This window comes from Pseudomonas crudilactis (genome assembly GCF_013433315.1).
Classification (GTDB): Bacteria; Pseudomonadota; Gammaproteobacteria; order Pseudomonadales; family Pseudomonadaceae; genus Aquipseudomonas; species Aquipseudomonas crudilactis.
Genome location: NZ_WXVV01000022.1, coordinates 1 through 14177 on the forward strand (window position 1 = coordinate 1; position 14177 = coordinate 14177).

Annotated in this window: 12 protein-coding genes; 3 read left to right on the top strand and 9 right to left on the bottom strand. The window is 60.1% G+C overall.

Going from position 1 to position 14177, the window contains the following annotated elements; all coding sequences use genetic code 11:
- The first annotated feature begins 527 nt into the window (after window positions 1–527).
- The gene (locus GTU76_RS22075) at window positions 528–1919 is read left to right on the top strand and encodes a Fic family protein (protein ID WP_180699637.1); all 1392 of its coding nucleotides are present in this window, start codon (window positions 528–530) and stop codon (window positions 1917–1919) included.
- Here GTU76_RS22075 and GTU76_RS22080 read toward each other — a convergent pair.
- Genes GTU76_RS22080 through plsB form a run of 3 tightly spaced genes read right to left on the bottom strand, consistent with a single transcriptional unit; the run spans window position 1916 to window position 5601 of the window.
- Window positions 1916–2605, bottom strand: a complete 690-nt coding sequence (locus GTU76_RS22080; RefSeq protein WP_016985113.1) for a DUF4197 domain-containing protein — start codon at window positions 2603–2605, stop codon at window positions 1916–1918. The two genes, GTU76_RS22075 and GTU76_RS22080, sit on opposite strands and share 4 nt — an antisense overlap.
- A gap of 40 nt (window positions 2606–2645) precedes the next feature.
- Entirely contained in the window at window positions 2646–3044 is a 399-nt protein-coding gene (locus tag GTU76_RS22085; protein WP_175555232.1) for a YbaY family lipoprotein, read from the bottom strand.
- A 55-nt stretch (window positions 3045–3099) separates the two neighbouring features.
- Entirely contained in the window at window positions 3100–5601 is a 2502-nt protein-coding gene (gene plsB, locus GTU76_RS22090) for a glycerol-3-phosphate 1-O-acyltransferase PlsB (protein ID WP_016985111.1), read from the bottom strand.
- A gap of 237 nt (window positions 5602–5838) precedes the next feature.
- Here plsB and GTU76_RS22095 point away from each other — a divergent pair, with 237 nt between their 5' ends.
- Entirely contained in the window at window positions 5839–6048 is a 210-nt protein-coding gene (locus GTU76_RS22095; RefSeq protein ID WP_180699591.1) for a cold shock domain-containing protein, read from the top strand.
- A 91-nt stretch (window positions 6049–6139) separates the two neighbouring features.
- Here GTU76_RS22095 and GTU76_RS22100 read toward each other — a convergent pair whose 3' ends face one another.
- The 4 genes from GTU76_RS22100 to GTU76_RS22115 form a co-directional block, all read right to left on the bottom strand.
- Window positions 6140–6517, bottom strand: a complete 378-nt coding sequence (locus tag GTU76_RS22100; RefSeq protein WP_016985110.1) for a hypothetical protein — start codon at window positions 6515–6517, stop codon at window positions 6140–6142.
- A 75-nt stretch (window positions 6518–6592) separates the two neighbouring features.
- Window positions 6593–7402 (bottom strand): putative RNA methyltransferase, encoded by an 810-nt coding sequence (locus GTU76_RS22105; protein ID WP_175555230.1) that lies wholly within the window; start codon window positions 7400–7402, stop codon window positions 6593–6595.
- Window positions 7402–8553 (bottom strand): succinyl-diaminopimelate desuccinylase, encoded by a 1152-nt coding sequence (gene dapE, locus GTU76_RS22110; RefSeq protein ID WP_175555229.1) that lies wholly within the window; start codon window positions 8551–8553, stop codon window positions 7402–7404. The genes GTU76_RS22105 and dapE overlap by 1 nt, the downstream gene beginning before the upstream one ends.
- A gap of 238 nt (window positions 8554–8791) precedes the next feature.
- On the bottom strand, window positions 8792–11383 hold the full coding sequence (locus GTU76_RS22115; protein ID WP_180699592.1) for a glycosyltransferase: 2592 nt from the start codon (window positions 11381–11383) through the stop codon (window positions 8792–8794).
- Between the two features lie 219 nt (window positions 11384–11602).
- On the opposite strand from GTU76_RS22115, the gene tcdA reads away from it, so the two are divergent.
- The gene (gene tcdA, locus GTU76_RS22120; protein WP_419789270.1) at window positions 11603–12415 is read left to right on the top strand and encodes a tRNA cyclic N6-threonylcarbamoyladenosine(37) synthase TcdA; all 813 of its coding nucleotides are present in this window, start codon (window positions 11603–11605) and stop codon (window positions 12413–12415) included.
- 102 nt (window positions 12416–12517) lie between these two features.
- Here tcdA and GTU76_RS22125 read toward each other — a convergent pair whose 3' ends face one another.
- Window positions 12518–12922 (bottom strand): SufE family protein, encoded by a 405-nt coding sequence (locus GTU76_RS22125; protein ID WP_180699593.1) that lies wholly within the window; start codon window positions 12920–12922, stop codon window positions 12518–12520.
- Window positions 12919–14124: an aminotransferase class V-fold PLP-dependent enzyme gene (locus tag GTU76_RS22130; RefSeq protein WP_180699594.1), complete on the bottom strand. Its 1206-nt coding sequence runs from the start codon at window positions 14122–14124 to the stop codon at window positions 12919–12921. The genes GTU76_RS22125 and GTU76_RS22130 overlap by 4 nt, the downstream gene beginning before the upstream one ends.
- Window positions 14125–14177: the final 53 nt, after the last annotated feature.

The following is a 14177-nucleotide window of genomic DNA, read 5'->3' on the forward strand; positions in this document are numbered from 1 at the left end:
TCCTATCGTCGGTCTAGGCCAGATGCATTCTTTATCGGCGCTTGGGTGAAAGGAGGAGGGTGAAAATCTCCCACGGTCTGTACTGCGCTAACAGTCAGAATCGAGCCTTGTACCTCCTCCTCCCTTCAAGTCCTACCATACAAGCGAGCCTGCTCGCGAAGGCGACCCGACAGCCGACCTGTTTTTTGCAGGTGTACTCAATCCAACTGGAGCGAGCCTGCTCGCGAAGGCGGCCCTACAGCCGACCTGTTTTCCGCACGTGTACTCAATTCAACTGTGGGAGTGAGCCTGCTCGCGAAGGCGACCTGATAGCCGACCTGTTTTCCGCAGGTGTACTCAATTCAACTGTGGGAGCGAGCCTGCTCGCGAAGGCGACCTGATAGCCGACCAGTCTCTAGCTGACGACCCATAGCCCGCTTTACCTGCGCCACTTCCTACATCTTTTTCAGAAGCCTCTGATCTTGAGCCAGATTGCCTCGGATGTTGTACTCCAGCCTCTGCTTTCCAGCTTTCCTGAGTTTGTCTTGATGAAAAAGCCGCCAGCATTGAAAGGCAGAACCGACCCGGTGTTCGACTTATTGGTGCGCCCGCTCCACAAGCATCGTTTGGCGGATTATCTTGCTTTGCTCAAGCCGCTTGATGACCAAGGTCGTTATCTGCCATTTGAAGCGTTGCGTTATCGCTGGGCGCCAGGGCTGGATGCCAAACTGTGTTGGGCCTTGGTCAAAAAGGCGCGGGCTGCCCAGCACATTAACCTTCTGCCACTGGGTGAGCCGGTGCAGTGGGGCAAATTTCTGCTGACGCCGCTGGCACAGAAAACCATTTCCATCGTCGATCGGCAGGCCAGTACCGCGGCGCTGGAATACATGACCAGCCAGATCGGCGAGCGGGCGCATTTCAGTTATCTGCTCAATGACTTGATCGAAGACGAGGCCATCGCCAGTAGCCAGCTGGAGGGCGCAGCGACTACCACGCGCGTGGCCAAGGACATGCTCAAGCAGCAGCGTTTGCCTCGTACTCCGGATGAACGCATGGTGATGGGTAATTACCGAATGATGAATTTTGCCTGGGAGAGGCGTTACGAACTCATGAGTGTGGAGTTGATCACAGCGATCCATCGGGTAGGCGTCGAGGGAATCGATGACGAAAAGTACTCTCCCGGAGTATTCAGGATCAATGATGAAGTGGTTGTTCAGGACGGTGCGGGCAATACCGTACACCGGCCACCACCTGCGGCAGGATTGGCCGCGCGGCTGGAGAGATTGTCGCACTGGCTCAACCTGCCCGAAGGCTCACCGCACGAGAAGAACTATCTGCATCCACTGATCAAGGCGATCACACTGCATTTTGCCTTGGGTTACGAACACCCATTTCGCGACGGCAATGGGCGAGTCGCCAGGGCGTTGTTTTACTGGTTCATGTTTAAAAACGAATTTGCAGCGTTTCGCTATATAGCGATCAGTTTGTTACTGCGTAATGCACCGGTGAAATATGGACGCTCATATCTGCACACCGAGGCGGATGAGTTGGATCTGACATATTTCATCGAATTTCAGTGTTCGGTCATTCAGCGAGCGGTGCTCGGGTTTACCGATGTTTACCGCGAGAGCGTGGGCTGCACCGAGGCGTTCGAGCGCAGGCTGACGAATTGCGGCTTCTTCGATCAACTCACGGAAAAACAACGCGCGTTGTACGAGGTGGCACGAAACGGAGTGGCGAAGGAGTTCACCGCGAGCAATGTAGCTGAGAATTTTGCTTGCTCGTATAGCGAGGCGGCTTCGGCACTAGACGGATTAGACGAGTTGCGGGTTTTTGAACGAAGGAAGATGGGGCGGGAGTGGGTGTTCTTTTTACGTAACCCTGTCGGTGGATGGAAGCACGGGAGCGAATTCCTTCGCCCCCATGTTGCAACTGCCTAGAGCGTGCCGAAGACTTTCTTCGCCAAACTGGTCGCCGCAGCGGCCGGGTTCTGGCGGATGGTTTCTTCCTGCTTGCCGATCATCTCGAACAAGCCATTCAGCGCTTGTTCGGTGACGTAGTTTTCAACATTGGCGCTCTTCGCATCAACAACGCCAAACGCAGCGGCCTGACCAGCAAACGAGTTGTACTTCTGCGCGACGCCAACCTTGTCGGTCGCTTGCTTGACGATTGGCAGGAACTTGGCGCGGATCTGTTCGCGGCTGGATTTGTCGAGGTATTGCGTGGCCGAATCCTTGCCGCCGCTGAGGATGCCTTTGGCGTCTTCCACGCTCATTTTCTTCACGGCGTCGACAAGGATTGGCTGGGCTTGAGTTACAGCGCTTTCCGCAGCCTTGTTCATCGCGGTTTCCAGTTCTTCAACCTGGGCGCCCATGCCGAAGGCTTTCATTTTGCTGGCGGCTTTGCCGAGTTTGCCCGGCAGTTCGATCTTCACGTCCGGGTTGTTGCTGAACCCGCCGGGGGTGCCCAGTTGTTTGACGGCGATTTGCGCGCCTTGGGTCAGGGCATCCTTGAGGCCGCCGGTGGCGTCTTTTTGCGACAGGTCACTCAGCGACAGGGCCAGCGCGCTGGCGGAGATCATCAGGCCTGCGCAGAGGCCGGCGAAGCGAAGGGTAGGGCGGAGCATGGCGGCTTCCTTGTTGCGGAAAAGGGCTGCGGAAAATGAATTAACGAACGGCGTCGACGCGGATTTTCAGCGGCTGCGGGTCGTTGCCGTCGAGTTGCACGGCGTGGTTTTCGGTGGTGATGAACATCAGTTCGCCGTTGACTTCAATGCGCGCGCTGACCGAGTAGCGATGGCCGGGTTTGACCTGGGCTGGATCGTAGCTCAAGTGGAAGGGCAGCGGCACCTGGCCTTGGACCGGGCCTTTTTGCTCGTCCAGCACGACGGCTGGCGCGTCGGCCAATGAAACGTCTTGCAGGCTCACGCTGAGGGTTGCGCTCGGTGGCAGGGCGATGCGCTGCAGGTAAAACACTTCACCGTCGAGGCCGACCTTGCCGGCAGGTGTGGTCGATTGGCAGGCGCTGAGCAGCGTGGCAGCGGCAAGCAGGGTGAGTTTTTTCATCGGAAGTTCTCCTTTCAATGTGGGAGCGAGCCTGCTCGCTCCCACCAGGTTTGCATCAGGTCTCGGGATGAGTGATGACCTGATCGGCAGCATCCTCACTGCGATGCAGCGCGACCTGACGGATCGACAAACGAATCTCCGCCGGCAACACGCGTTTGGCCGCGCCTTCGGCGAGTTCGCCGAGCAGCTCGTGATAACTCAGTTTGCCAGCCTCGTCGCGACGCAGCACGTCGAGGTCGAGCAAGGTCTGGATGAAGTGGCGGAACAGGCTCTTGTCGAAGAACTCCGGTGCGTTGAGGCCGTGGAGGATCGACAGGCGCTGGGCCATGACCGTGCAGAGGTCTTCCAGCTCTTCGGCGCTGATGCTGTTCTGGCCGCTGTTGAGCAGCAAGGACACGGTCATGTAGAAGCGCTGCAAGGTCTGCGCGATGCTCTTCGACAGCAGCGTCAGCAGGACGAAATGCCGCGAGCTCGGTGCCGGACGCAGATAAACATCCTTCTCGAAACGCAGCAGGCCTTGCTCGACGAACGCTTCCAGCCACTGATCGACCACACCGTCCAGTTCCTCCAGCGTCCAGCGAATGAACAGTTCCGATTGCAGGTACGGATACAGCGCGCGGGTGTAGCGCAGGATCTGTTCGCGGCTCATGCGCGAGGCGCTCTGGAAGAAGCTCGCCAGCAGCGCAGGCAACGCGAAGATATGCAGCACGTTGTTGCGGTAGTAGGTCATCAGGACGGCATTTTGCTCATCCAGATAGAGAATCTTGCCCAGCGCATCGTTCTGCTCGGCGAGCAGATCCATGTCCTTCACATGCTCGATCAGCGCGCGACCATCGCCTTCGGGCAGCGTGGTGTGCGGCGAGTACGGGACTTTGCGCAGCAGCGCCAGATACAGATCCAGCACCCGTGCCATGGCGCGATCATCCAGCGCCAGACGCGTAGTCGACAGCAGCGCCAGCGCCACCAGGTTGACCGGGTTGATCGCCGCCGCTTCGTTCAGATGCTGCGCGACTTTCTCGCCAAGGCGATTGGTGGTTTCGTTGAGCCACGCCGGTTTGTACTGCGGGCCGAGTTCCTGCTGGCGCCAGTCCGGCTGCTCGGCGTCGAGGAATTCCGCCAGTTTGATCGGCTCGCCGAAGTTGACGGCGACCTGACCGAAACGCTGCTTGAGCGCGCCGATGACTTTGAAGATGTCGAAGATCGATTCTTTCTTCTTGCTCGCGCCGCGCAATTCGCCAAGGTAGGTACGACCCTCAAGCACGCGCTCGTAACCGATGTACACCGGCACAAACACGATCGGCATGCGCGACGAACGCAGGAAGCTGCGCAGGGTGATCGCGAGCATGCCGGTTTTTGGTTGCAGCATGCGCCCGGTGCGCGAGCGGCCACCCTCGACGAAGTATTCGACCGGGAAGCCTTTGGTGAACAGTGTGTGCAGGTATTCGTTGAACACCGAGGTGTACAGCGGATTGCCCTTGAATGTGCGACGCATGAAGAATGCACCGCCACGGCGCAGCAGGCTGCCGATCACCGGCATGTTCAGGTTGATCCCGGCGGCGATGTGCGGCGGGGTCAGGCCGTTGCGGAACAGCAGGTACGAGAGCAGCAGGTAGTCGATGTGGCTGCGGTGGCACGGCACGTAGATCACTTCGTGGCCTTGCGCGACTTTCTGCACGCCTTCGATGTGGTTGACCTTGATGCCGTCGTAAATCTTGTTCCAGAACCAGCTCAGTACCACTTCGAGGAAGCGAATGGCGGTGTAGGTGTAGTCCGAGGCGATCTCGTTGCCGTAGCGCAGGGCCTGGGCCTTGGCTTTTTCCGCGGAGATGTTTTCGCGCTCGGCTTCGTCGAGGATCGCTTGCTTGACCAGTGGCTGGTTGAGCAGACCTTTGACCAGGTTGCGACGGTGGGAAATGTCCGGGCCGATGACCGCCGCTTTCAGATTGCGGAAGTGCACACGCAGGATGCGCTGGGCCATGCGCACGGTGCGCTCGTGGCCCTTGTTGTGTTCGATCAGCTCGCGCAGGTGGATCGGCGCGGAGAACTGCACGCGGGTTTTACGGCCGAGGACGATGATGCTCAGCAGCCGACGCAGACGTCCGGTAACGGCCCAACTGTCGGCGAACAACAATTTCCACGGACTGTTTTCGCTGTCCGGCGACTGACCCCAGAACACGCTGACCGGAATGATCTGCGCGTCTTCGGCAGCGTTCTGGGTGAGCGCACTCACGAGGCGAGTCAGGGTCGGCGGTGCGCCGCGTTTGTCCTGACGACCGAGCCAGTCTGGATCCGGCGTCAGGTAGAAAAACGCCGCCGGTTCGATCAGCGAACCGACCGATACCGGCAACACCGGACGCGGCAGGCCGGCCTTGGTGCACTCGGTGTCGAGCACGGCCAGATCGGTCAGCGAAGGGTTTTGCAGGACGTAGAACACCGGACGACTGCGGTCGAGGTTGAGGGTGAACGACGACTGGTTGATCGTCTCCGAGCGAACCCAGAGGTACAACAGTCGGCGCAGGGTGCCAAACACAAGACGGCGGAACGGGGAACGGGTCATACGGCTTCTGCATGAGTTGATAAACCGAGCGGTTGCTCGGGAGGTCGACAGTTTGCCGTATTCACCGAAAATCGGCAAAAAAGCGGCGAAGTAATCTCCTGTTGAGAGTTTTCGCACCTGTCATATACTCGGCGGTCTGTCGCCGGGGCCCTTTTATGGACGTCGGACGCAGGCTGACGTTCCTCAAAGGCTTTCCTGCGAAAAGCCTGTTCAATAATAAAAAAGGAGTATGAACAGATGGCAACACGTGAAACCGGCAACGTGAAGTGGTTCAACGACGCCAAAGGCTACGGCTTTATTCAGCGCGAAGACGGGGTGGACGTGTTCGTGCACTACCGCGCGATTCGTGGCGATGGGCATCGGTCGCTGACCGAAGGCCAGCAGGTCGAATACGCGGTGATTACTGGCGAGAAGGGTTTGCAGGCTGAGGATGTTGTAGGCCTGTAACCTTGAAGATCAAAAGATCGCAGCCTTCGGCAGCTCCTACGGGTGTACACATGACCCTGTAGGAGCTGCCGAAGGCTGCGATCTTTTGCTTTTAGGCAGTTTTCCAGGTGATTTCTTCTTCGCCGTCTTCGCTGATGCGCATCCAGCGATCCGCCGTCTCCTCACCTTCTTCCTCGACCCACGTGCCCGGTGCGCAACGCACTTCCACGTTCAGCGCAGCAAATGCGGCGCGTGCGCAGGCGATGTCGTCGTCCCACGGCGTCTGGTCGCTTTCCAGGTACAGGCTGTTCCATTTGCCCACCGCTTTCGGCAGCCAGGTCACCGGCACGTTGCCGGCCTTGCACTTGTAAGTCTGGCCTTTCTGTACCCAGTCGCTGCACGGGCCCAGCGCGGCGCCCAGCCAGGCGGAAATGGCCTTGTGATCGACGTCGGCGTCTTTCAGGTAAATCTCGATGTCCGGTTGGCGCATGGATGTCCTCACTGCGGGTCTGAAAAATCCATTCGCGGATTTAGCCGGCCCCGGGCCTGTGCCCGAGACCAAAAGTTATTGAAGAACGAAATAATCGTAGCGCATCGACACGGTGGTCTCGAACGGCTCGGCCTGTTCGATCACCGCCGCGCGACGCTCGGCACTGGCACGCCAGCCGTGGGGCGTCATCGCCAACAGGTTGGCGCGATCCTCGGGCTTGTCCAGCGTCAGCTTGAATTCCAGGGTTTCGCTGTGCGCCAACGCCATGCCTTCCGGCACCAGGGCCAGATGCTTGTCGTCGGTGTATTCGCGCACTTCGTCGTACAGGCGCTCGCGCAGTTCCATCAGATGGCCACTGGTCGGGCCGACTTTCATCAAACCACCGCCCACGCTGAGCAGGCGCTTGGCTTCTTCCCAATCCAGTGGACTGAAAACGCTGGCGAGGAACTGGCAACTGCCCGACGCCAACGGCACACGGGCCATGCTGGCGATCAACCAGGTAATCGCCGGGTTACGCTTGCAGGCGCGTTTAACCGCTTCGCGGGAAATGTCCAGCGCGTAGCCGTCAGCGTTCGGCAAGGCCTCGGCGATTTGCGCGGTGTAGTAACCCTCGCCACAACCGATATCGACCCAGCGAACCGGCGCATAACTCGCCGCCAGCTCGGCCAGACGCTTGGCCACCGGCGCGTAATGCCCGGCGTTCAAGAAATCACGGCGCGCTTCGACCATGGCCTGGTTATCGCCAGGGTCGCGGCTGTTTTTGTGCTGCACCGGCAACAGGTTCAGATAACCCTGGCGCGCACGGTCGAAGCGGTGGCCGGCGGGGCAGACCACGCCGTTGTCCACCGCATTCAGTGGTTCACTGCAGATGGGGCAAGCGAGCATCAGGCGAGCAACTTGATCAGGGTCTGGTAGTAGATCTCGGTCAGTACGTCGAGATCCGCCGCCAGCACGCGTTCGTTGACCTGGTGAATGGTCGCGTTGACCGGGCCCAGTTCAACAACCTGCGTGCCCATGGTCGCGATGAAACGTCCATCGGAGGTACCGCCGCTGGTCGACGCCTTGGTCTCGCGACCAGTGATGTCCTTGATGCTCGCCGACACCGCGTCGAGCAGCGCGCCCGGTTCGGTGAGGAATGGCAGGCCGGACAGCGCCCAGTCGATGTGCCAGTCCAGATCGTGCTTATCGAGAATGTCAGCCACGCGTTTCTGCAGGCCTTCAACGGTCGATTCGGTGGAGAAACGGAAGTTGAACACCGCCACCAGATCACCTGGAATCACGTTGGTCGCGCCGGTGCCGGAGTTGACGTTGGAAATCTGGAAACTGGTCGGCGGGAAGAAATCGTTGCCGTGATCCCAATGTTCGGCGGCCAGTTCGGCCAGCGCCGGAGCGGCGAGGTGGATCGGGTTCTTCGCCAGATGCGGATAGGCGACGTGACCCTGAATACCTTTGACCGTGAGCTTGGCGCCCAGCGAGCCGCGACGGCCGTTCTTCACTACGTCGCCGACCAGTGTGGTGCTCGACGGTTCGCCGACGATGCACCAGTCCAGACGCTCATTACGCGCGGCCAAGCGTTCGACCACTGCTTTAGTGCCGTGGTGCGCCGGGCCTTCTTCATCGCTGGTGATGAGGAACGCGACCTTGCCCTTGTGGTTCGGGTAATCGGCGACGAAGCGCTCAGCGGCGACAGTCATCGATGCCAGGCTGCCTTTCATGTCCGCCGCGCCACGGCCGCAGAGCATGCCGTGTTCATCGATCAGCGCGTTGAACGGGTCGATCTGCCACGCGGTCACCGGACCGGTCGGCACCACGTCGGTGTGGCCAGCGAAGCACAGCACCGGACCGTCGTTGGTACCGTGGGTCGCCCAGAAGTTATCCACATCTTCGATGCGCATCGGCTCGAGAGTGAAACCGGCATCGCCCAGGCGCTGCATCATCTGCTTCTGGCAATCGGCGTCGACCGGCGTCACGGACGGACGGCGGATCAGGTCGATGGCGAGTTGGAGGGTCGGCGAAAGGTCGGCGTGGGCCGTCATGGAAAACTCCGGGGTCATGAATTTGAGCTGGGGCCGATGTGGGAGCGAGCTTGCTCGCGAAAGCGGTGTATCAGGCAACATAAGGGTTGAATGTTACAAAGCCTTCGCGAGCAAGCTCGCTCCCACAGGGATTGGGTTCGGTCAATCAGACCGGTTATCACGCCAAGCCCCGCAAAATGGCGGTTATCTTAAAGCAAAACGGCGACCATTGGCCGCCGTTTAGTGCATCGATGAGGATTTAGACGACCGGCGCCGGTTCGGGCGCAGCGGCAGGTTTGGGCAGTGACGACAGGAACGCCATGATCAGCGCCGCCAGATACGGCAGCGACTGCACCAGCAACATCACCACCCAGAAACGCATGTCGTTGCTCGGCATGCCGTTGACCAGGAAGATCCCCAGCGCCGCGCCCCACAACAGCAGCATGATGAACAGCTCTTCGCGCGCCTCGGAAATCGCCACCCAGAAGCCATGGTTGTCGGCGTTTTTCGGCGTGCGGAAGAACGGAATGCTGCTGGTGAAGAAGCCGTACAGCACCGCTTTGGCGATGGTGTGCGACAACGCCAGCCCGGCCAGCGCCGCGCAGAAGGCATCTTTCAGGTTCACGCCAACGGCGCGACGGTAGAGGAAGATGATCTTGCCGACCTTGAACACGAACAACGCCAGAGGCGGGATTGCGAAGATCAGCAGCGGCGGATCGACCCGTTGCGGCACGATGATCATCGCCGCCGACCACAACAGCGCGCCGACGGTGAAGAAGATGTTCATACCGTCCGCGACCCACGGCAACCAGCCCGCGAGGAAGTGGTAACGCTGGCCGCGCGTCAGCTCGGTGTCCTTGCCGCGCAGCAGGCTGCCGGTGTGGCGTTTGATGATCTGGATCGCACCGTAGGCCCAGCGGAAACGCTGTTTCTTGAAGTCGATAAACGTATCCGGCATCAGGCCCTTGCCGTAGCTGTCGTGGTAATACGCCGCCGACAAGCCTTTTTCGAACACGCGCAGACCGAGTTCGGCGTCTTCACAGATGCACCAGTCAGCCCAACCCAATTCTTCCAGCACCGAGCGACGGGTCATGGTCATGGTGCCGTGCTGAATGATCGCGTCACGGTCGTTGCGGGTGACCATGCCGATATGGAAGAAGCCTTTGTATTCGGCATAGCAGAGCTTCTTGAAGGTGCTTTCGTTCTGGTCGCGGTAATCCTGCGGCGACTGCACCACGGCGATTTTCGGGTCGGCGAAGTGCGGCACCATGTGCTTCAGCCAGTTCGGGTGCACGCAGTAATCGGAGTCGATCACGGCGATCACTTCGGCGTCCTTGGCGGTGTGCGGAATCAGGTAGTTCAGCGCGCCGCCCTTGAAACCGGCCAAGGGCGAAACGTGGAAGAACTTGAAGCGCGGGCCGAGGATTTCACAGTAGTCGCGCACCGGCTCCCACACCGCCGGGTCCTTGGTGTTGTTGTCGATGATCAGGACTTCGTAGTCCGGATAATCGAGCGCGGCGAGGGCGTCGAGGGTCTGTTTGACCATTTCCGGCGGCTCGTTGTAGCAAGGCACGTGAATCGAGACTTTCGGGCGATAGCTGGAGTCGCCTTCAACCGGCAGGAATTCACGCCGACGTTTGTGAATCCACACCGCTTCGGCCAGTTCATGCGCCTCGGTGAGCAGCACGATAAACACGCCGAGCGCACCGAGCGCCAAGAGGAAGCCGACCGTCAAACTGAACCACGTGCTGTATTGCAGGCTGTAGTCGTAACCGATCCACACCAGCACCGAACCACAGAGGAACGCGATGAAGGTCAGGAAGATCCGCCCACGCTGACGCAACGCCGAGCCGTCGATCATCAGCAGGGTCAGCGACAACAGCGCCAGCACCACCGAACCGATGGCCAGCACGCGCCACTGCGGGATCGCGACCACCGGCCCTTCGAAGTTGAATTTCTGCTGCCGCGCAGCGTTGAACACGCCCCAGTACGCGCCCACCGAACCTTCGTCGCTGGCCTTCCACGGCTGGTCAAACGCTTCGATCACGAAGTAGTTGAAGCCTTGGCGGTTGAGCTTGTTGACCAGGGTGCGCAAATAGATCGCCTGATCCGCCGGCGATGCATCGGCGCCACCGCGCATACGACCGTTGCTCGGCCAGCCGACCTCGGAGAGCAGCAGCGGTTTTTTCGGGAACAGTTTTTTCAGGTCGCGGGCGCGGTCGAAAACGAACTGCCCGGCCTTGTCGACCGGAATGAACTCCCAGTACGGCAGAACGTGCGCGGCGATCAGGTCAACGTGCTTGGCCAACTCCGGGTGTTCTTCCCAGACGTGCCATTGCTCGGAGGTGGTCACCGGCACTTTCACCGCCGCGCGCACGCGATCGAGCAGCACGCTCAGCTCTTGCGCGGTGATTTCCTTGCGGAAAATCGCTTCGTTACCGACCACCACGCGCACCACGCTGCGCGAAGTGTTGGCCAATTCGATGGCGCGGGTGATTTCCCGTTCGTTGCGTTCCTGGTCCGGGCTGATCCAGATCCCCAGCGTCACGCGCAGGCCGAATTCTTCGGCCAGTTTCGGGATATCTTGCAGCGAGCCGTCGACCGAGTAGATGCGGATGTTGTCCGTCAGCTTGCTCATGATCTCCAGGTCGCGGCGCATTTCGTCGTCAGTCGGGTACTGATCTTTCTGCGGATATTGTCCCTGCTGGAACGGCGAATAGGAGAAACCGGAGATCTGCTCCGGCCAGTTCGGCGCGGAAACCGGGCGATTGATCAGCGCCCAGAAACCGGTGAACAGGGCGGCGATTGCCAGAACCACCACCAGGTTGAGTCCAAATTTACGCGATGACATAGCTATTTCGGGTTCCAAAGGCTGTGGAACGGAGGATCGGTCGGCTAGACGCCCGAGGGGCGCGCATCCTACACCGGCAGTTCGCAAGTCGTACATCAGACAGGGAAATGCCCGACATTGGGCAGCCGACTTTGCCTTAAGTTCTTACACTTGTAGCTGATGTTTAGAACTTGTCGCCGCGTGGCCCTATAATGCGCGCCGGTTTTTGGGGTAATGGTCATGAGTACAGAAGATCCGCGGTTTGCAGGCATCGCCCGTTTGTATGGCATCGAAGGCCTGGCGCGTTTGCGCGCGGCCCATGTGGCGATCGTCGGCGTCGGTGGCGTCGGTTCCTGGGCGGCGGAAGCCATGGCGCGTTGTGGCGTCGGCGAGATTTCGCTGTTCGACCTCGATGACGTCTGCGTCAGCAACGCCAACCGCCAGTTGCATGCGCTGGACAGCACCGTCGGCAAGCCCAAGGTCGAAGTGATGGCCGAGCGTCTGCGCGGGATCAACCCGGATTGCACCGTGCACGCGGTGGCGGATTTCGTCACCCGCGAGACCATGGCCGAATACATCACGCCGAACATCGACTGCGTGATCGACTGCATCGACGCGGTCAACGCCAAGGCTGCACTGATCGCCTGGTGCAAGCGCCGCAAGATCCAGATCATCACCACGGGTGGCGCGGGCGGGCAGATTGATCCGACGCTGATTCAGGTGTGCGATCTCAACCGTACGTTCAACGATCCATTGGCGTCGAAAGTGCGCTCGACGTTGCGTCGTGATTATGGTTTTTCGCGCACCGTGACCCGGCATTACAGCGTGCCGTGTGTGTTTTCCACGGAACAACTGCGCTATCCGAAGCCGGATGGCAGTATTTGTTTGCAGAAGAGTTTTGTTGGCGATGGCGTGAAGCTGGACTGCGCCGGCGGGTTTGGCGCGGTGATGATGGTCACGGCGACGTTTGGCATGGTCGCGGCGACCAAGGCTGTGGACAAGATTGTCGCGGGTGTGCGGCGCCCGGCTGACCGAGTCAAACCTCAGATTTGATGGTGGGGCTTATGGCCTTATCGCGAGCAGGCTCACTCCTACAGGGGAACGCATTCCAATTGTAGGAGTGAGCCTGCTCGCGATGGCTGCGAAGCAGCCGCTTTAAAGCGCCAACTCATTCATTCGCTGGAGCACGGCATTCAGGCCATTGCTGCGCGATGGCGATAGCTGGCGCGACAGGCCGAGCTGATTAAACCAGTTCGGCAAATCAACCTGCTGCAATTCGGTGGCCGACAAGCCGTTAACCCGCAACAGCAACAACGCCACCAACCCGCGAATCATCCGCGCATCGCTGCTTGCGCTGAATTGCCAGTGACCGTCGTGCAGTTCGCCAACCAGCCAGACCTGACTCTCACAGCCATGCACCCGATTAGCCTCGCACTTGTCCGCATCGCTGAGCGCCGGCAGACGATCACCAAACTGCATCAGCAACCGCGCCCGCTGTTCCCAGCCCGCTGCATTCTGAAAAGTCTGCAGCGCCTCGGCTGCCTCGACCGGCAAGCTCATCGCAACATCTCCAGCGCCTGATCCAGCGCTTCAAAGAAGCGTTCCAGATCCTCCGAGTCGTTGTACAACGCCAGCGATACACGAATCGCCCCGGCCAGTTCGAAGCTTTTCAGCAGCGGCATCGCGCAGTGATGCCCGGCGCGCACGGCGATACCTTGCTCGGTCAGCAGATGCGCCAAATCGGCGTTGTGCACGCCCTCGACGACAAAACTTGCCAGCGCCAGTTGCGGCTTGCCGAGCAGACGAATGCCGTTACGAGCGGCGAGGCCTCGCAGCAGATAATCATGCAGCGCCGCTTCGTGGGCCGACACCGCGTCCTGATCCAGACCTGCCAGATAATCGAGGGTTGCGCCGAGGCCGATCACACTGGCAATCGGTGGCGTACCCGCTTCAAAACCCAGCGGAGCAGGGCGGAAACGCGCGTCGTGATAGTTGGCTTCCAGCACCATTTCGCCGCCAAACTGCCAAGGCTTCAATTGCTCAAGGGCCGTGTTGCGCCCGAACAACACGCCGAGGCCATCCGGGCCATACAGCTTGTGGCTGGAAAACACATAAAAGTCGCAACCCAGCGCCTGCACGTCATGCCGGCCGTGAACCACGCCTTGCGCGCCATCGACCACGGTCAGTGCGTTTTGCGCCTTGGCCATGCCCAGCAATGCCGGCAATGGCTGCCATGCGCCGAGCACGTTGGACAGCTGACTGACCGCCAGCAAGCGCGTGCGCGGGCCGATCAGGTGCACAGCGGCAGCAAGGTCGATCAGACCGTCGGCATCCAGCGGCAGGATCACCAGCTTCAGATTGCGCCGTTGCGCCAGTTGCTGCCATGGCAGCAGGTTGGCGTGATGCTCCAGGGCGCTGATGACAATTTCATCGCCCGGGTGGAAAAGATGTTCCAGGCCATAAGCCAGGAGATTCAGCGCACTGGTGGCGCCGTGGGTAAAGACGATCTGCCCGCTGTCACCGGCATTCAGCCACTGGGCCACCTTCAACCGACTGTCTTCGAACGCCTGCGTGGCATGGGCGCCCGGCAGGTGTTGCGCACGGTGCACATTGGCCGCGCCGTTGGCGTAGTAATGCGTCAGTGCGTCGAGCAGGGCTTGGGGTTTTTGCGTGGTGGCGGCGTTGTCCAGATAGGTCTGGTCTTGCCGTTGCAGTGCGGCGATAGCCGGGAAATCGGCACGCCACGGGGAGGGAATCATCATTTGTTCAGCCCTGTGAACTTGGGCGGGTGTACACAAGACACTGTGGGAGCGAG